This is a genomic window from Amycolatopsis roodepoortensis, assembly GCF_014873915.1.
In the GTDB taxonomy this organism is placed as follows: Bacteria; Actinomycetota; Actinomycetes; order Mycobacteriales; family Pseudonocardiaceae; genus Amycolatopsis; species Amycolatopsis roodepoortensis.
The window spans coordinates 1,406,495-1,424,386 of record NZ_JADBEJ010000005.1 but is presented as its reverse complement, the minus strand read 5'-3'; the positions used below and the strand labels follow the sequence as shown (position 1 = coordinate 1,424,386).

At 68.7% G+C, this 17,892-nt stretch carries 13 protein-coding genes; 8 read left to right on the top strand and 5 right to left on the bottom strand.

Annotated features, from left to right (window positions below; translation table 11 throughout):
* Positions 1–94 precede the first annotated feature (94 nt).
* Both H4W30_RS25970 and H4W30_RS25965 read right to left on the bottom strand, forming a co-directional pair.
* Positions 95–2,599 carry a PQQ-dependent sugar dehydrogenase gene (locus H4W30_RS25970; RefSeq protein ID WP_192746824.1) on the bottom strand — a complete coding sequence of 835 codons (2,505 nt, stop codon included), beginning with the start codon at positions 2,597–2,599 and terminating at the stop codon, positions 95–97.
* 600 nt (positions 2,600–3,199) lie between these two features.
* On the bottom strand, positions 3,200–3,637 hold the full coding sequence (locus H4W30_RS25965; RefSeq protein ID WP_192745238.1) for a PPOX class F420-dependent oxidoreductase: 438 nt from the start codon (positions 3,635–3,637) through the stop codon (positions 3,200–3,202).
* A gap of 109 nt (positions 3,638–3,746) precedes the next feature.
* On the opposite strand from H4W30_RS25965, the gene H4W30_RS25960 reads away from it, so the two are divergent.
* The 5 genes from H4W30_RS25960 to H4W30_RS25940 are packed head-to-tail and all read left to right on the top strand — an operon-like array spanning position 3,747 to position 11,183.
* Positions 3,747–5,198, top strand: coding sequence for a hypothetical protein (locus H4W30_RS25960; protein ID WP_126731938.1), 1,452 nt, complete (start codon positions 3,747–3,749; stop codon positions 5,196–5,198).
* A 47-nt stretch (positions 5,199–5,245) separates the two neighbouring features.
* On the top strand, positions 5,246–5,986 hold the full coding sequence (locus tag H4W30_RS25955) for a hypothetical protein (protein WP_046199931.1): 741 nt from the start codon (positions 5,246–5,248) through the stop codon (positions 5,984–5,986).
* A gap of 13 nt (positions 5,987–5,999) precedes the next feature.
* Positions 6,000–10,466, top strand: coding sequence for a hypothetical protein (locus tag H4W30_RS25950; protein WP_192745237.1), 4,467 nt, complete (start codon positions 6,000–6,002; stop codon positions 10,464–10,466).
* A gap of 47 nt (positions 10,467–10,513) precedes the next feature.
* Positions 10,514–10,780: a type II toxin-antitoxin system Phd/YefM family antitoxin gene (locus tag H4W30_RS25945; protein ID WP_192745236.1), complete on the top strand. Its 267-nt coding sequence runs from the start codon at positions 10,514–10,516 to the stop codon at positions 10,778–10,780.
* Positions 10,770–11,183: a type II toxin-antitoxin system VapC family toxin gene (locus H4W30_RS25940; protein WP_192745235.1), complete on the top strand. Its 414-nt coding sequence runs from the start codon at positions 10,770–10,772 to the stop codon at positions 11,181–11,183. The genes H4W30_RS25945 and H4W30_RS25940 overlap by 11 nt, the downstream gene beginning before the upstream one ends.
* Here H4W30_RS25940 and H4W30_RS25935 read toward each other — a convergent pair.
* Positions 11,167–12,105, bottom strand: a complete 939-nt coding sequence (locus H4W30_RS25935) for an AraC family transcriptional regulator (protein WP_192745234.1) — start codon at positions 12,103–12,105, stop codon at positions 11,167–11,169. The genes H4W30_RS25940 and H4W30_RS25935 overlap by 17 nt on opposite strands.
* A gap of 87 nt (positions 12,106–12,192) precedes the next feature.
* On the opposite strand from H4W30_RS25935, the gene H4W30_RS25930 reads away from it, so the two are divergent.
* Positions 12,193–12,615 (top strand): nitroreductase family deazaflavin-dependent oxidoreductase, encoded by a 423-nt coding sequence (locus H4W30_RS25930; protein WP_192745233.1) that lies wholly within the window; start codon positions 12,193–12,195, stop codon positions 12,613–12,615.
* A gap of 280 nt (positions 12,616–12,895) precedes the next feature.
* Here H4W30_RS25930 and H4W30_RS25925 read toward each other — a convergent pair whose 3' ends face one another.
* Together H4W30_RS25925 and H4W30_RS25920 are read right to left on the bottom strand one after the other, a co-directional pair.
* Entirely contained in the window at positions 12,896–14,125 is a 1,230-nt protein-coding gene (locus H4W30_RS25925; RefSeq protein WP_192745232.1) for a hypothetical protein, read from the bottom strand.
* A 71-nt stretch (positions 14,126–14,196) separates the two neighbouring features.
* Positions 14,197–14,778, bottom strand: a complete 582-nt coding sequence (locus H4W30_RS25920) for a YiiX/YebB-like N1pC/P60 family cysteine hydrolase (protein ID WP_192745231.1) — start codon at positions 14,776–14,778, stop codon at positions 14,197–14,199.
* Positions 14,779–15,286: 508 nt separating this feature from the next.
* On the opposite strand from H4W30_RS25920, the gene H4W30_RS25915 reads away from it, so the two are divergent.
* Together H4W30_RS25915 and H4W30_RS25910 are read left to right on the top strand one after the other, a co-directional pair.
* Positions 15,287–16,603 carry an acyltransferase family protein gene (locus H4W30_RS25915; RefSeq protein ID WP_192745230.1) on the top strand — a complete coding sequence of 439 codons (1,317 nt, stop codon included), beginning with the start codon at positions 15,287–15,289 and terminating at the stop codon, positions 16,601–16,603.
* A gap of 53 nt (positions 16,604–16,656) precedes the next feature.
* Positions 16,657–17,844 carry a winged helix DNA-binding domain-containing protein gene (locus H4W30_RS25910; RefSeq protein ID WP_192745229.1) on the top strand — a complete coding sequence of 396 codons (1,188 nt, stop codon included), beginning with the start codon at positions 16,657–16,659 and terminating at the stop codon, positions 17,842–17,844.
* Positions 17,845–17,892: the final 48 nt, after the last annotated feature.

Here is a 17,892-nt window from a genome sequence, read left to right as displayed (position 1 = left end):
CCCCGCCGGGAGATCCCGGACGGAGTGGCTTTCCTCCAGCTCACACTGGATACGGTCGGGGTGCCCGGCGCCGCTCCGGACACCCCGGCCGTGCTCAGGACGCGGCGCTGGATTTGCCGCGTAGCTTGACGTTGGCCGTCGAGGCGTTCTTGATCGCCGTCTCGATCTGCGCCATCGTCGAGGACGAGGACAAGCCCGGCACCGTCGCCGACTTCAGCGCGTAGAGCGTGAAGGTGTAGGGATGGCTGGAGCCGCCGGGGCAAGGGCCGAAGTACTTCTGCGAGTTCGCCCCGCTGCCCATGGCCTTCTGCTTGGCGCCGTTCTGGTTCGGGACGGTGTAGCCCGCTCCCAGGCCCTCGGGCAGTGACACTGTGGACCCCGGGATGTCCCAGATCGCCCAGTGCAGTTTGTTGCCGTTGTTGGCAACGTCGGCGAAGACGATCGCGTATCCCTTCGCGCCGGTGGTCCCGGCGCCCCACGCCAGCGGCGGGGACGTGTCCTGGCCGGCGGTGCCGTCACCGGCGCAGGTGAACTTGTCCGGGATCGACGCGTTGTCGGCGAACGCGGAACTGGTCAGCTGGAACGCTCCCGGCTGCGAGGCGCCGGGGAACTTCAGCCGGACCACGACGTTGTCGATCCCGCTCGGGGTGCCGCCGTTCTTGTCCGCGTTGGTCGAGGTGACCCACAGGCCGCCGTCCGGGGTCTTGGTGACCGAGCGGAGCCTGCCCCAGCGGCCGGAGAACAGCGACTGCACCGGGCCGACGCCGTTGCCCGCCGCGTTGATCTGGGTGGCGAAGAGCTGCTCGCTGGTGACGGCGGCGACGTAGATCCAGTCGTTGACGATCTCGATTCCGCTCGGGCCGCCGGAACTGGTCGCCCAGGTCTTCTTCGGCGCTACCGTGCCACCGCAGGAGCCGCTGGTGCCCTCGCACTGGGGCCAGCCGAAGTTGCCGCCCTTCTGGATCAGGTTGAGCTCGTCCAGTTTGCCGTCACCGAACTCCGAAGCCCATAGCTGGCCGCGGGAGTCCCACGCCAGGCCCTGCGGGTTGCGGTGCCCGAAGCTCCACACGTAGCGGGCGTTGCCGCCGGTGGAGAAGAACGGGTTGTCGCTCGGAGCCGATCCGTCGGGGTTGACCCGCAGGATCTTCCCGTTGAGCGAGCCCTTGTTCTGCGCCGTGTCCTTGTTCTGCCCGTCGCCGACGGTGGCGTAGAGCTTGCCGTCCGGGCCGAAGCGCAACCTTCCGCCGTTGTGGTAACGGTTCTTGGCGATCCCGGTGAGCACCGGCGTCGAGGACGACGACAGCTTTCCGTTCTCGTAGGTCATCTTCACGATCCGGTTGTCGCCGGACGCCGTGTGATACAGGTAGATCGCGTGATCGGTGGCGTAGTTCGGCGAGATCGCGATACCGAGCAGGCCGCCCTCGCCGTTGGTGCCGACCGCGCCGGGCACCTTGCCGACCGTGGTCTTCTCGCCCGACGGCGTGATCCGCAGGATCTCGAACCGGTCGCGTTCGGTCGCCAGCGCCGTGCCGTCCGGCAGGAAGTCGACCGACCAGGCGAGGTCCGCCTTCGTGATGTCCTTGTCGTACTCGGGAATTCCGCCGCCCGCGGCGCCGCTGGTCTTCGCGGTCACCGCGTTGCTCGCGGCCGAGGCGTTGCCGTCGAGGTCACGCGCCTTCACCGTGAAGGTGTACGACGTGTTCGCCGTCAGGCCGGTCACCGTCGCTTCGAGCGAAGGCGTCGTCGCGACCTTCGTGGTGCCCTGGTACACGTCGTAACCGGCGATGGTGCCGCTGTTGTCCGTGGAAGCGTTCCACGCCAGTGAGACGCTGTTCGCCGTGACCGACGTCGAGCGGAGGTTCCCCGGCACGGTCGGCGGGGTGGTGTCCCCGCTGGGCGGCGTCGTGAACTGGACGACATTGCTTTGCTGCGAAGGGTTTCCGGCCGCGTCGAAGGCGCCGACCGAGATGTCGTAGGCCGTGTTCGGCTGCAGGGTGTCGACGGTTGTGGTGAGCGTGTTCCCGTCGACGCTCTTGAGGACGTTGCCGCCGCGCATGACGTCGTAGCGGACCACGCCGACGTTGTCGGTCGCGGCCTCCCAGGTGAAGGTGGCGCTGCGGGCCTTGATGTCCTTGGCGGCCAGGTTCTTCGGCGGGGTCGGCGCTTCGGCGTCGAGCACCCCGCTCGCGGTGAGCTTGTCCGCGTTGGGCCCGCCGTTCGCGGTCGTCGCGGTGGTGCGGATCTTGTTGGCCCCCGCGGCCAGGGTGACGTCCTTGGTGACGGTCTTCCAGGTGGCCCATGCCCCGGTGCCGGGGAAGGAGAGTGTCCCGGCGGCGGTGCCGTTGACGCTGAGGGACACCGGCCGGTCGATCGTGGTTCCGTTGGCGTAGCGGAAGGTCAGCGTCTGGGTTCCGGCCTGGGCGGCGTTCACCGTGTACTCGACGTAGCTGCCGGCGACGTTGTCGAAGTTCACGAACCCGGTGCCGGAATAGCCCGCGTGGTTCTTTTCGACGGCGCCTTGGGAGATCGTCGCGGCTTCGGATTCGTGCTCGGTCGGTGCCGCGCTTGCGGGCAGGGCCGGCAGGACGGCGAAGGTCATCGTCGTCGCGGCGGCACACGTGAGCAGCGCGCGCCACGGTGGTCGGGGTGCCACTGGAGCCTCCATGCGTGAAGTCGGGGTTCGGGAGGTGCAACGGCGGACCGGGCGAGCCCGGCGGGGGACGTGGAGTTTTAGTTAGGAAACTTTCCTATCTATGGTTCAGATCACACACCAGCGGGTGCTTCGTGTCAATACTTGACCAACATCAACACGGAGAGTCACACCCCCGAATGCGTTTAGTCCTCTGGATGCGGTACTTGCGTGTGCAAGGACCGCATCCAGAGGACTAAACGCGCGAGAAGAGATGTCGCGGCCAATGGGACGCGGCCGCGGCGCCGGCGGGTTGCGAAAGCCACTTTCGCAACCTTCAACGTTGCGAAGCCACTTTCGCAACGTCCGGTAAGGCGCTGGCCCACGCACCGAGCGCAGGTGTCGCGAAAGCCACTTTCAGGACGCCTGATGTCCCGAAAGTGGCTTTCGCGACATCCTCAAGCCTGCGACCACACCCAGCCACAGCAGCAGCCCCACCCGACGCGCGTGAAGGCCCCCTTCCCTCGGCTCAGCCGAGGGAAGGGGGCCTTCACGCGCGAACGAAAGGCGTCAGCCGGCGATGTCCGCCCGCGCGATCACCTTCGTGATCCGCGCCCGCACCAACGACTCCTCCGGGACGGCGTTCCGCTTGCCGTAGGCCTCGGCCTTGTCCTCGCCCATGTACCGCCCACCGAGCCTGGTCGCCCATTCGAGCATCTCGTCGAGATCACTGTGCAACACGGCTTCGGCGGTGAACTGCACGTACGAGTACGGCGGCTTCTGGTCGTCGACGGCCAGCGAAAGCCGCGGATCGCGGCGCAGCGCCTTCCCCTTGAGGGTGTCCGTGCCGGTGGTGAAGATCAGCTCGTCCCCGTCCGGCCCCTCGTTCAGCAGGAACCACACCGGCGTCACGATCGGCGCCCCGTTGGCGCGGACAAGGCCGAGCATGCCCGTCCGGGTGCCCTCGCTCGCGAACTCCCACCATTCGTCACGGCTCATTTCACGCATGAACCAGACGCTACCGGCGCCCCGAGCGCCGGGCACCCCGGTCACCCGTGCGGGGTGGGAGGGGCGGCGACTAGCCTGGCCTGCTGTGCGAGACGACGAGCTGACCGGGATGGGGCTGGCCGACGAGGGGCTGACCCGCCGCCTCAAGGCGCTGGCCTGCACAGCGCCCTTGCACGACCTCGACGCGCGCAAGGCGAAGCTGGACTGGGCGGACGCCACGATCTACCAGATGGCCGAGATCGCCCTGCACACGATCGACCAGGTCACCGTCTCGATGGACTTCGACACCGGCGCCGACCACGACCAGGTGATCGCGCGGCTGCTGCCGTTCGTGGCGCTCCAGGCGCCCGGCCGGACACCCGACGAGCACGCCAAGGTCGCCCGCTGGGTCCTCGACAACCTGATCAACGTCGGCACCACCGATCGCGGGTTCCGCCGCGTCTACGGCTCCATCGGCCCCGGCGGGGGCTACCAGCGCCGCCAGTTCGACTTCAAACTGCTCGTCGAGCTGGCCGCGCCCGACGGCGAGGTCTACCTGCGCGCCACCGACGAGGCGATCAACGTGCTCGTCGGCGCGCTGGACACCGACGTCGAGTCCGCCCAGATCGCGGCCGAGGTCAAACTGGAGAACCTGATCAACCGCGGCCGCCTCGCCGACGCGAAGCTCGCGGCGGAACAGGCCCGCTACCGGACGGTCCAGTACGGCGAGACCCTGCGCGCCAAACTCGACGCCACCCGGCGCGACGTGCGCGCGGTCGACTGGGAGCGCGAGGTCCCGGACCTGCTGGACCAGGCGCTGTCCCATATCGAGTCCCGGTTCCGCGCCGAGAACGCGATCCTCAAGAACATCACCGCGTCGCGGGACGAGACCGAGGACCTCGACCGCAAACGCCGCGCGGCCGAACTCGTCGACATCGTCAGCGACTGCATCCGCCGCCACACGCGGCTCCAGTCACGGCTGGCCGACGCGGGCGCGGTGTTCCGTGCCGAACAGGACCGCCAGCAGTTCTCCGGGCCGCCGCAGCGCGCGACGATCGACCTGTTCGGCCAGCTCCTGATGCCGACGCTGGGCCTGCCGATCGCCGAAGCCGTCGCGCCGGCCGAATCGTTCTTCCACGCCGGTGCCGGGATCTCGCCGCCGACCGTGCCGTCGCTGTCCTCGCTGGTGTCGCTGCTGCTGCGGCCCGCCCCCGAACGCGACCAGCTCGTCGGCGAGATCCCCGAACCCGAACTCATGCCCGCCGAGGTCACCGACCGGTTCGGTGACGAGCAATGGCGCCTCGCCGACGACCTGCTCGACCTGCCGGAGGTGCCGCGGCGGCTGTCCGGGCTGCTCGAAGAGGCCCGCCGGATCGACCCCGGGCTGCCTGCCCTGGTCGCCCTGCGGGCGGTGCACGCCTACAGTCCCGAGGTCGGCGCGGCGCTTCGGCAGGGGGAGCGCCAGGTGCTGCTGGCCGTCGACGACGGCACGCTGCTCGAAGACCCGGAGTTCGGCGGAGCGGATCTGCTGCTTTCGTCGGCCACGGTCGATCGCCATGAAGAAGAGGAGGAGGTCGCGTGACGACAACCGGGGACGTCGAATCCGCGGCCAGGCTGGTTTCCTTCGGCATGCGCCCGAAGCAGCTCCCGTCGCGGGACGTCGTGTACGGCGACCTCGTCCGGCGCTACGGCGAGGACAGGGCGTTCAAACAGCTCACGCACGCGGTCGCGGCCGGGCTCGGGCTGATGGTGCTGGAGGTCAACCTCCAGGCCGGTGCCGTGTTGGCGGCGACCGACGAGTCCGTCTTCGAGATCAAGATGGACAGCTACGCGCGGCAGAGCAAGATCCGCGAACGCCGGGAGACCGAGAAGGTCCTGCACGGTCTCGTCCACCTCGCCACCGCCGCGCTCGGCTACCCGCGCCCGGACGATCTCGCGAACGACACCTACATCGGCCGCGTCAGCGTCGAGCAGGTGGACGCGATGGTGCGCGAGGCCTGCCGGATCCTCGACGAGCGCGCGGCGGAGGCGGAGGCGAACAACGACCCGCTGGCCGACGCGCCCGAACTCGAACAAGCCTGGCGCGCCTATGCCCGGCGTCCGGCGGCGGCGGCGACCAAGGACGGCAGGCTGGCGTCGGACACCACGCGCGGCATGGTCGCGCGCGCCCTGCGCTTCCTCGCCGATCAAGGCTTCCTCGTCCAGGTCAGCGGGGAACAGGGCGGGACCTACCGGACGACACCGCGCTATCAGGTGCAGGTACGCGAACTCGCCGCCGACGCGGCCTTCGACGACCTGCTGGAACTGAACGTGGTCTCGGTCGCCAACGGCGGCGGGACCTTGCGCGCGGCCGCGTCGGACACGCTTTAACCAAGGGGAGTCGATGTACGAGCTTTCGCGGGTTCGCCTGCACTCGGTGGGCCCGGCGGGCGCGCGGTACCAGGACGTCGTGCTGGACTTCAGCGGCGTCGGCGCGGCCATCACCGCCCCCAAACAGGACGCGCTGTTCAGCGCCGGGATCCACCTCGCGGGGGAGGGGCCGCCGCGGCGGCCGTCGCCGGCGAGCGTGCTGTTCCTGGAGAACGGCGGCGGTAAATCCGTCCTGATCAAGCTGATCTTCTCGGTCATGCTGCCCGGCCGCCGCCAGGTCGTCGGCACGACGAACACCAAGGTGCTGGAAAAGTTCGTCGCCGCCAAGGACGTCTCGCACGTCGTGCTGGAGTGGCTGCAGGTCGAGACCGGCCACCGGGTGATCACCGGCAAGGTGTCGGAATGGCGCGGGCACGTCGTGTCGGCCGACTCGGAGAACCTCGTCGATTCCTGGTACTGCTTCCGGCCGACCCCCTCGCTCGATCTGGACTCGCTGCCGCTGACGTCGGACGGCAGGCTGCTGACGATGTCCGGCTTCCACGACCAGCTCGACAAGGTGCACGGCGGCGAGCCGGAACTGGAGCTGTTCTGGACCCGGCGTCACCACGAATGGACGTCCCGGCTCGACGGCCTCGGCCTCGACACCGAACTCTTCCGGTATCAGCGCGCGATGAACGCAGGTGAGGGCGAGGCGGCGGACGCCTTCGCGTTCAGCACCGACGAGGCGTTCGTCGAGTTCCTGTTGCGCGCGGTGCTTTCGGAGGAGGAGCCGAAGGATCTCGCCGAGGTCGTCGCGACGTACGCGCACAACCTCGCTCAGCGCGGGGATCTGCTGTCGGAGCGCGATTTCGTCGCCGGTGCCCTCGATCTGCTCACGCCGCTGGCGGAAGAAGAAGGCGTCGCCGCCGCGTCACGGAAGCTCGCCGACGCGGCCCGCGCCGAAATGCGGACGCTGGCCGGTCAGGTCGCCGCGCGCGACAAGCTGGAGAACGAGCGGCTGAGCGGGCTCGAACAGCACGTCGACGAGGTGAAGTCCGCGGAGAAACTGGCCGAGGGCGACCACCGCCGGCTCACCGCCGGGGTCACCGAACTCCGCCGCCTGGTCGGGAAACTGCGGCTCGACGAGGCGCAGGAGAGCAAGAAGCGGATCGACGGCGAACTGGCCGAGGCCAAGACCGCCGCCGAAGCGTGGCGTGAATGCGCCACCGTGCTCAATCACCTCAACGCCTCCCGCAAGGCCCGCGATTTCCGGGAACTGGTCGGGAATCGCGAGCAGAAGGCGCAGCCCGCGCTGCAGGCGCGCAACGCCGCCGCGGGCGCGCTCGCACGGGGCCTGCTGGCGCTGGCCAAGAACGCCACCGAGCAGGCGGCGAAGGCCGAAGCCCACGTCGGCGCCCTGCGTGCCGAGGCGGAAAAGGCCCAGGCGGAACGCGACGAGTCGGCGAATCTCGCGGCCTCGCGCCGCGCGGAGGCCAGGGGGCTGGGCGCGCGGATCGCCGAAATCCGTGAGGAGATCGCGGAAACCGTCCGGTCCGGCGCGCTCAAGGCCGGTGCCGACGTCGCCGAAGCGGCGCGCGCGGCCAGGGCCGAGGCCGAGGCGACCGCCGCGGAACTCGTCCGGCGTGAACAGGAACTCGAACGCGTCGCCGAGGATCTGCGGTCCGCGCAGGCCACCGTGAACGACGCGCACCGGCTCGCGGGGTCCACAAAGGACCGGCTGGAACGCGCGGCCGAGGAACTCGACCGGGCCAACCGGCGTACCGACGCGCTCGCCGTCGAACCGCGGCTGAGCGAACTCCTCGGCGCGGACGACGTCACGCTGGAGACGGACCTTCCGGTGTTGCTGGAGCGGCTTCGCGAGGCGGGTTCGGCCGCGGAGAAGGAACAGACCGCGCTGCGGATGGAGGAATCGGTCGACGAGCGCGCGCTGAACGCGCTCGGCTCGGGCGGCCTCCTGCCCGCCACCGAAGAGGTCCAGGCCGCTTTGGACGCGCTGGAAGCCGCCGGGATGAACGCGTGGTCCGGCTGGCGCTACCTGTCCACTTTGGACAAGAAGCGGCGGGCGGCCGTGCTGGCGCGCGCACCCCAGCTCGTCTCGGGGATCCTGCTCAACGAGCCGGAGCAGGTGCGGCTCGCCGAGAAGGTGCTGGCGGAGCGGCGTCTGCTGCCCACCACGATCATCCCGGTCGCGACGACCGAGGCCACCACGACCGACCGTCTGCCGGACGAGGCCGAGATCGAATTCCTCGTGCCGCCCAACCCGGCGATGTACGACGAGGAGGCCGCCGACGCCGAGCGCGAAGCCATCGCGCTGCGGCACGCGGAACGTCAGCGACGGCTGGAAGCGCTGGCGACGTCGCTGGCCGACGACAGCGCCCTGTCGTGGAAGCTCAAAACGTGGCGAGAGGACTATCCGCCCGGCAGCATCGCGACACTGGCCGAGCAGCTCCAGAACGCGCGCACCGCGCACGAAACCGCGCAGACCGCGTTGGAACAGGCGGAAAAGGAGTTCCAGCGCCTCGGCGAGAAGGCGGCAGGGCTCCGGGAACGGGTTCCCGAGCTGCGCGCGGTTTCGGCCGAAGCGGGGGAGCGGGCCCGCGGGCTCGAAACGCTCGCCGCGCGGGCGGCGAAGATTCCCGAGTGGACGGACGACGTCGAACGCGCGACCGAGACCGCCGAACGGGCCGAAACGACGGCGTCCGAAGCCGCGGCGAAGGCGTCCCGGCTACGTGAGCAGGCCGGCGAGGAGCAGCGCACCGCGGACGGGCACCGGCGCACGGCGACGACCGCGAAAGCGGAACTGGCCGAGGTGCCGGGATCGAGTGACGTCACCGAAAACGACCCCGTGCCCACCGAACCGGTGGACGCGTTGCGGCGTACGTTCGCGTCGGCTTCCGAGGCGTACGCGAAGGTTGAGGTCGGCAGCGATCTCCGGGCCGAACTCGACCAGGCCGAGAGTGTCGAGGCGTCCGCGCGGGCGGCCGTGGAGGCGCTGGACGACGCCGTCCGCGAGCGGGCCTCGGTGCTGCTGGAGACGCCGGACGGCTCCGACGCTTCGGCGCGGGCGGCGGCGCAGGCGCGGGCGAACCGCGCGGTCGCGGTGCTGGAGGAAGAGCGCACCGAGATCGTCGGGCTCGTCGCGACCCGCAAGGCGGAACTGGGTCAGCTGCCGGAACAGCCGTCCGCGATCGCTTCCGACGCACGGCCGAAGGACATCGAGCACGGCCTGGAGCTGATCGACGAGGCGAGTCTCGAAGTGTCCGCCGCCGCGCGGAAATGGGAAGAACTCCAGGAGCGCCGCGCCGCCGCCGAAGCGACGTTGGAGTCCGCGAAGACCTCCGCGTCCGGCTTCGGGCTGCTGGCCGAATCCATGGCGCACTTATTGTCCAAAGAGGACGAAGTGGCGGCCTTCGAGGGTGACGTCGAATCCGCGCGTGCCAAGCACTCCCGGCTCAACACCTCGCTCACCGAGGCGCAGGACGCCGCCGACGCGGGCGACCGCCGGGTGCGGGCCGCGGCCGACCAGCTGGCGCAGTACGCCACGGACAAGCGGTTCGAGAAGCTCAGCACGCCGGTGCGGCAGCAGGTGATCTCGGTCCGCCGCGATCAGCTGCCCGCCCACGCCGCGGAATGGGCGGAGGCGCTGCGGCCCCGGCTGCGTACGCTCACCGACGATCTCGCGCAGATCGACCGGCACCGCGGCGGCATCATCACCCGCCTGCAGGGCATGGTCGACGGTGCGCTGCGCACTCTCCGTGCGGCGCAACGGGTTTCGCGGCTGCCGGACGGTCTCGGCGACTGGTCGGGCCAGGAGTTCCTGCGGATCCGCTTCACCGAACTCGAGGAGAACGTGCTCGCCGAGAAACTGGGCGAGGTCGTCGACGAGGCCGCGGTGGGGAAGACCTCCGACGGCCGGGATGTCAAGCGGGACGGGCTGTCCCTCGTGCTCCGCGGAGTGCAAGCCGCCGCTCCCAAGGGTTTCCGGGTCGACATGCTGAAGCCGGACTCCGTGCTGCGGACCGAACGCCAGCGGGTCTCCGAAATCCGGGACGTGTTCTCCGGCGGGCAGCAGCTGACCGCGGCGATCATCCTGTACTGCACCCTGGCGGCGCTGCGGGCGAACAACCGCGGCAAGGCCCGCAACCGGCATTCCGGCGTGCTGTTCCTCGACAACCCGATCGGCCGCGCGTCGGCGGGCTACCTGCTGGAACTGCAGCGTGCGGTCGCGGAGGCGCTGGGCGTCCAGCTGATCTACACCACCGGTCTGTTCGACGCCGGCGCGCTGAGCGAGTTCCCGCTGATCGTGCGGCTGCGCAACGACGCGGACCTGCGCGCGGGGCGCAAGTATCTGTCCGTCGACGCGACGATCCGGAACGCGACCGACGCACTCGGCGAGCCGGACGGCGTCGCGCGGCTCTCGGCGACGCGGTTGTTCACGCGACCGTCGGACGAGCCGGAGGAGGAAGAGGAGACGGCCTAGGTGGCACATGGTGGCACTCCGGGGCACATGAGCGCTATAGTGTGCTCATGAGCGTTCAGCACGAGATCTCTCAGCGTGATCTCCGGAACCGGTCCGGCGAGATCATGGATGCGGTCGAGCACGGTGAGACCTTCACCGTGACCCGCAGTGGTTCGCCCATCGCCCAGCTGGTCCCGCTGTGTCGACGGCACGCCGTTTCCCGTGACCAGTTCGCCACCGGCTCGGCGAACGCTCCGCTCATCGACCCGGAAAGGTTCCGCGCGGATCTCGACGAGGCCTTCGAAGGGGAGGCGGACGATCCCTATGGCCGCTGAGGTCCACGGCCTGCTCGACACGAACATCCTCATTCTGCGGCGGTCGATCGATCACGCCCAGCTGCCGGATCTGATGTCGATCAGCACGATCACGCTCGCCGAGCTTTCGGCGGGTCCGCATTACGCCACCGACCCGGCCGAACGAGCCCGGCGCACGGATCTGCTGCAACGAGTGGAATCGGAATTCGATCCACTGCCGTTCGGTACCGAGGCGGCCCGCATCTTCGGCCGGGTGTCGGCGTCCGTGCTCGCGATGGGCAGGACGCCCCGGCGCCGGGTGGCCGACCTGATGATCGCCAGTGTGGCCATCGCGCACCGGATGCCGTTGTACACCACCAATCCGCAGGATTTCGAAGGCCTGAAGGAACTTCTCGACGTCGTTCCGGTCACCCGGCCGGCTTGAGGCCTTCCCGAGCCATGGCCCGGTACTGCCCAGGAGCCTGACAGCGAGCGCGGCGGAAAGCCCGGCTGAACGCGTACACCGACGTGTAGCCGACCGAGCGGGCGATGGTGTCCACCGTGTCGCCGGTGTCGCGCAGCCGGACGGCGGCCAGGTCCATCCGCCACTGGGTCAGGTACTCGCCGGGTGTCCGGCCGGTGGTTTCGCGGAAGCGGCGGGTCAGCGTGCTGCGCGAGGTCGACAGTTCCGCCGCGAGCAGGTCGGTGGTCCACGGTTTCGCCGGATCCTCGTGGATCTTCGTCAGCGCCACGCTGATCAGCGGATCGCCGAGGACGCCGAGCCAGGTTCCCCGCGCCTCCGCCGGTTTCTCGGTCCGCCACGCGCGCAGCAACTGGACCAGGAGGATGTCGACGAGCCGGTTGAGGACGAACTCGGTGGCGATCTGCGGGGAGGCCAGTTCCCGCGACAACAGCCGGACGGTGTCGTCCAGCCCGCCGCCGACGTGGTTCGCGCGGATGTGCACCAGCTCCGGCAGGGTGGCGAGCACCTGAGTGGACACCGCCGGGTCGTAGTCGTAGGAGGCGCCGAGGACATGCGTCTCCACGTCCCCGGAGCCGAGGCGCAGCACGCCACCGCAGTCCCGCGCCTTCTCGGCCGCCGTGCACAGATTGGGAATGATCGCGACGTCCGGAGCGCTGCGCAGAGTGTGCTCCGGGCCGTTCGGCAACAGGACGACGTCGCCGGGCATGAGCTGCCGCGGCGGGTGCCCGGTCAGTTCCAGCCAGGCCGTGCCGCAGGTGATGGCGTAGAAGGCGGCGCGGGTGATGCCGTGCCAGAGGATGCCCCACGGTCCGGACGCCTCGATCCGCGCCCCGGCGGTGCCGCGGACGCCGCCCACGGCGAGCGCTTCGGCCAACAGGTCCATGACGTCGAGGATAGTGCGACAAATGGATATCTTCGTGGCGTTCTCAGGCATCGAAACGGTCACCGGGTGCGTCATACCATCGAGGTCATGACTGACACGTTCGACTTCGACCAGATCAACCGCACCGTGATCGCCGAGTTCCGTGAGACCGGCGGCAAGGCGGGTGGCATGTTCGAGGGCTACCCGCTGGTCCTCGTCCACCACACCGGCGCGAAGTCCGGCACCCAGCGCATCGCGCCGCTCGTCCCGCTTCTCGAAGGCGACCGGATCTACATCTTCGCGAGCAAGGGCGGAGCCGACGACAACCCGGCCTGGTTCCACAACCTGGTGGCCAACCCGGACACGAAGGTCGAGCTCGGCACCGAGACCTTCCCGGTCCGCGCGCGGCTGCTCGCCGGCGCCGAGCGCGACGAGGTCTACGCCAGGCAGTCCGCCGTCATGCCGCAGTTCGCCGACTACCAGAGCAAGACCAGCCGGGTCATCCCGGTCTTCGAGCTGGAGCGGGTCTAGACCCTCGTGAGTGGTGAACCGAGGATGTCTTAGGTGCCTACTGACTTCCGGCCGCCGTGGATCCCGGGCCCGGTCCGTGGAGCATGGGGGTCTTCAGTCGGCGTCGCGAAAGCCACTTTCGGGACATCACACGTCTCGAAAGTGGCTTTCGCGACATGATCACCAACCGGTGCCAGGCCCGGCCACAGACGACGTAGCGAAGCCCAGCACCTGGCAGAACCACGAACCGAGTGCGTCTGGTCTCGTGAGTGGTGAGGACGGTTCTAACCGTCCTCACCACTCACGAGGCCGGCGGGACGGCCATACCGCGCAGGTTGAACCGGATGCCGAACCGTTCCGCCAGTCCGGGCACGGTGATTTCGGTGATCAGGTTCCCGGTGGCGCGGTCGAACCGCTTGATCTTGACCGGCGTCTTGCCGTCGAACCTCTCCTGGATCAGGGTGATCGACCGGTCCGTGAAAACCGCCTGGCTGGACGAATCGCTGTCCGAGGTGAACCCGGTGCCGAACCGCGGCACGGTGACCCCGGACGCGATCTCGGTCGTCATGATCCGGCCGTCGGCGGCGAGCCATTCGAGGTGACCTCCCCGCAGGGCCCTGGCGTCGTACGTCTTCTGGGAGAACGTCTCGGGGTCGACCAGTTTCTCGGTGACGGGGCGGCCCTCGGCGTCCACGAGGGGCTGTTCGGTGTACTTGCCGTCGCCCGTGTTCCACGAAACGACGGTCGTCCGGGGCTTGCCGTCGGCGTCGGTGTAATCGGAAAGGAACGTGATGACGCCGTCGCGACAGGGCACGTGACGGTTGTGGTCTCCCGCGTCGAAGACCCCTCGCCAGGCGAGGACCTTTTCCTTTCCATCGGTCGCCGGGTACAGCTGGGAAAGCAGTTCCGGCTGCGCACTGGGGTCGAGCTTCGAGCGCATACCGGGAATCGTGGCCGACTCCGCGAAATGAGCTCCCACATCGGTGGCGATCCCATTGAGGACGCCGCCGCACAGCGCGTTCATGAAGTAGTTTCCCTCGACCCGGTAAAGCCGGGAACCGGTCGAGGTGGTGACGGCAACCTGATTGGTGTAGCCGGTTTCCGAGAAGCCTTCGTTGTAGACCGCGACGAAACCCTGGCTGCCGGGCAATGCGAAGGCCGACTGCTGATGCCCTGCCTTCTTGTTCTCGAAGCCGGTCAGGCCGTCCTTGCCGAGAATGTAGTCGCGATTGTCGTCGCTGAAGAACAGTCCGGTCTCCGACCATGCGATATGCGACTCGGTCATGCCGCTGGTCTCGATCAGCTGCGTCCCGCCGTCCGCCCGCACCAGGACCAGATAGCCGGGCTGCCGCTTTTCCGCCGGATTGTCGGCGGAGGTGTCCGGGCTGAGAGAGAACGCGACGACGGTTTCACCGAGTTTCACCGCGGCGGGATCGGCGATGTTCATCTCCGCTTCGCTGCCGGGCGAAGCGCAGGCCGTCGTGAGCAGGAGCGCGCAGGCGGCGAGCGCGATGAGTCTGGGTAGGCGCACCGGGCCGGATCCTCTCAAGCGGTGGGCGGTGCGGCCCGCACGCGGCGGGCCGCACCGTCCACAGGGCGTCGTTACTTGATGGTCGCGTAGACCTCGGTGCTCTTGTGATCCTTGATGTTGTCGGGGTAGACGCCCGGCCCGCCGTTGCTGTCCAGGTCGACCTTCGCGCCGTGCTTGTAGGCCTTCCACACCAGCTCGGAGCAGTTCAGCTTCCCGTTGCTGTTGTCCTTGTTGTCGGCGAAGTTCGAATCGTAGGGCAGATCACGGAACTTGTTGTAAGCGTGATCGGCCGCCTTGTTGCGAGTGGACTGCTTGACATCGACGGACATTTTGTAGATGGGGCCGCACTTCTTCAGCGTGGAAGCCGTGACGGCCTTGCTCTTCTTACCCGAACCGGGCGCCTCCACGATCGTCTTCGTCGTGTAGTAGATGCCGACGTGGTTGTGCTTGAAAACGGTGGTCTTGGCGTAGGAGTGGAAGATGTCTCCCTTGTTCCTCGCGTTTCCGACCGTCTTCTTCGTCTTGCAGGCGCCGTCGTCGGAGGAAGCGATTCCGATCTCGCGCGACGCGTCCGTTTCCGCGGCCTGCGCGGGCGCGGCGAACAGGCCGAACATCGCCGTTCCCGCCATTGCGGCGGTCGCGGCGGACGTCACCAAGAATCTCCCGAATTTGGACATGGATATCCCCACTCTTTCAACCGGTGGACAGCGGTACCCGGCGCGATCGCGCACAAGAACTCGGGTCCCGTTCCGTTGACGGAATCGAAAGTAACGGGTTCGGAGAGTCGCGGGAGTCCGGTGAACGCCTGACAGCCCGGAGGGCCGTCACTCAGTTCGAGGTGACGAGGTAACCGATCACCGCGGTCTCCAGGACGAGCACCAGCACCAGGATCACCACGAGTCCCAGGTTGCGTTCCCGGCGTGAACGGTCGGACTCGGTCACCGTGGGTTGCTCCTTCTGTGCTCTGGGTGTTCGGCGATGGTACGCGTCGGTACTTTTCCCACCAGAAGTATCGGTATCCGGTACGGCCCCGGCAAGCCACCGGTAACCTCCCGCGCATGGCGGGTTCGGGGAGAAGCGCATCGGTTGATCGAATGGTCCGGCGTGCGGGGTGTGCCATGGACGTGATCACCTGTTCCGAAGCCATCGCGCCGGTGGTCCATGAGTAGCCCGGGCGCGAAGACCTACGCGAAACCGGACACCGGGTTCGCGTGGCTGCGGATGTTCGGGGCGATCCTGGTCGTCTTCGAGCACTGTTTCCCGATCATCGAGCCGAGCCGGATCACCAGCCTGCCGTCGAGCTGGAACATCTCGCTGGGGTACTTCGCGCTCATGGGCTTCTTCGCCATGAGCGGCTACCAGATCGCGGACAGCTGGCGGCGGGACTCCTCGTGGTGGCGGTACCTGCTCAAGCGGGTGCTGCGGATCTGGCCGCCGCTGCTGTTCGTGGTCATGGTGACGGCGTTCGTGATCGGGCCACTGGTCACGGTGCTCAGCCCGCGTGAGTACTGGGGGAATCACGACACCTGGGGCTACGTCGTGAACAACGCGATGCTGTACCCGTTGCAGCATCTGCTCCCGGGCGTGTTCACCGAGAACCCGTACCCGTTCTCCGCGAACGGTTCGATCTGGACGCTCCCGATGGAGACCACCGGATATCTGATCGTGCTCGTCATCGGGCTGGTGGGCGGCCTCGCGCGCGGGCGGATCGTGCTGTTCCCGCTGCTACTGGCGTTCATGGTGGCGGACGGGATCATGGGGGCCTCGGTCGGCTTCCACGGCGACGCGGGCTCGTTGTTCAGCGTGCCACTGGGGTCGATGGTCGCGTTCCTGGTGGCGTTCGTCCTCGGCATGCTGCTGCACAGCTACCGGGATCTGATCCCGTTGCGCCCGGCCGTCGCGTACGCGCTGGTGGCGCTCTACCTCGTCGCGAACTTCACCCCGCCCATCGAACCCGCGACGCGTTTCATCCTGCCCATCGCCGCGGGCTACGGCGCGATCACCTGGGCGTACCACTGGCCGCGCCGGCTTGAGGGTTACGACCAGTGGGTCTATCCCAGTTACGGGATGTACGTGTGGGGAATGCCGGTACAGCAGCTGTTCACCCTCGCCGGGGTGCGCGACTCGTACCTGCTGATCGTGCTCGCGGTGCCCACCGCGTACCTCTGCGGGCTGGTCTCCTGGCGGCTCATCGAACGGCCGACCCAGAAGCTGCGGATCTACCTCCGGGCGCCGGACGAAACCCGGCCCGGCGACGGAAGGCCCGCGCCACACCCGGATAACGAGATCACTCAGGTGATGCAGCCCGTCGCCGCCGCGGCGCCGCCGCACCCGGACACCGAGATCACCCAGGTGATCCCGGCTGTCGCTCCCGCGTCGCCGCACCCGCGGGCGCGGCGTCCGCAAGTCGCACGCTTCGAGCCGCGGCCCGGGGCACCGATGCCGCCGGTGGCCCACGGCCGGGAGCGCCGGAACTGACGAGCCCCGGTCTGATCCGGGGTTTTGTCGGACCCCGGTGATAGAACCGATCCGTGACCCCCAAGATCGATACCGCGCAGCGCCGCGCCCGCCTCGCGACGCGTCATCGTCTCGCCGCGCCCGCCGAGTCGGTGCACGCCGCCGCGGACGCGGTCGTCGCGCTGCACGCCACGGACCCGGCGTCGGTGCACCTGTCGGCGTGGGTGCGCGTGAAGGGCAGCGGCGTCTCCGAGCTGGAGAACGCGCTCTACGAAGAGCGAACGCTGATCCGGATGCTCGGCATGCGCCGCACGGTCTTCGTCCTCGGGCACGAGAACGCGGCGCTCGTGCAGGCCGCCTGTTCCGCCGACATCGCCAAGAAGCAGCGCCGCCTGCTCGAACAGCATCTCGGCACGCAAGGGCATCCGGAGAACGTCACAGAACCCGGGCGCTGGCTCGCCGAGGTCGAAGACGCGACCGAGCGGGCGCTGAAAGCCAGGGGATCGGCGACGGCGCAACAGCTGTCCGAGGACGAGCCGCGGCTCAAGCAACAGCTGTTGATGGCGAAGGGAAAGCCGTACGAGGCGATCGCCAACGTCACCAGCCGGGTCCTCTTCCAGCTCGCGGTCGACGGCCGCATTGTGCGCGGCCGCCCGCGCGGCAGCTGGATCAGCAGTCAGTACTACTGGGCGCCGATGGAGGGCTGGTTGCCACAGGGCCTTGCCGAATGGGACGCCGACGCCGCCCGCGTCGAGCTCGCCCGGAGGTGGCTCTACGCCTACGGCCCCGCCCCCATCGCGGACCTCCGCTGGTGGACCGGCTGGACGGCGGGCCAGACGAAGAAGGCGCTCGCGGAGATTCAGCCGGTCGAGGTGGATCTCGACGGCGTCCCCGGAGTGGTGCTCGCCGACGATCTGGAGCCGGTCGCGGAGCCGGAGCCCTGGGTCGCCCTGCTCCCGTCCCTCGACCCGACGTCGATGGGCTGGATCGAGCGCGACTGGTACCTCGGCCCGCACAAGGCGCCGTTGTTCGACGGCACCGGCAACATCGGGCCCACGGTCTGGGCGGACGGCCGCATCGTCGGCGGCTGGGCGCAACGGCCGGACGGTGAGATCGTCCATCGACTCCTGGAGGACGTCGGCACGGACGTCGAACGGGCCGTCGAGGCGGAGGCGAACCACCTGGCCGAGTGGTTCGGAGAGGTGCGAGTCACGCCACGAATGCGGACACCGCTGGAGCGACGGCTAGCACAGGGAAGCTGAGAGTTTCCCCAAGACGGCCTGGTAGCGATGGTCTTAATCGATTCTTGA

Bases quoted from the DNA above. Each gene is read 5' to 3' on its own strand.
- H4W30_RS25915 (WP_192745230.1), top strand. From the start codon at position 15,287: ATGAGTAGCCCGGGCGCGAAGACCTACGCGAAACCGGACACCGGGTTC.
- H4W30_RS25930 (WP_192745233.1), top strand. From the start codon at position 12,193: ATGACTGACACGTTCGACTTCGACCAGATCAACCGCACCGTGATCGCC.
- H4W30_RS25955 (WP_046199931.1), top strand. From the start codon at position 5,246: ATGCGCCCGAAGCAGCTCCCGTCGCGGGACGTCGTGTACGGCGACCTC.
- H4W30_RS25960 (WP_126731938.1), top strand. From the start codon at position 3,747: ATGGGGCTGGCCGACGAGGGGCTGACCCGCCGCCTCAAGGCGCTGGCC.
- H4W30_RS25970 (WP_192746824.1), bottom strand. From the start codon at position 2,599: ATGACCTTCGCCGTCCTGCCGGCCCTGCCCGCAAGCGCGGCACCGACC.
- H4W30_RS25945 (WP_192745236.1), top strand. From the start codon at position 10,514: ATGAGCGTTCAGCACGAGATCTCTCAGCGTGATCTCCGGAACCGGTCC.
- H4W30_RS25935 (WP_192745234.1), bottom strand. From the start codon at position 12,105: ATGGACCTGTTGGCCGAAGCGCTCGCCGTGGGCGGCGTCCGCGGCACC.
- H4W30_RS25965 (WP_192745238.1), bottom strand. From the start codon at position 3,637: ATGCGTGAAATGAGCCGTGACGAATGGTGGGAGTTCGCGAGCGAGGGC.
- H4W30_RS25950 (WP_192745237.1), top strand. From the start codon at position 6,000: ATGTACGAGCTTTCGCGGGTTCGCCTGCACTCGGTGGGCCCGGCGGGC.
- H4W30_RS25940 (WP_192745235.1), top strand. From the start codon at position 10,770: ATGGCCGCTGAGGTCCACGGCCTGCTCGACACGAACATCCTCATTCTG.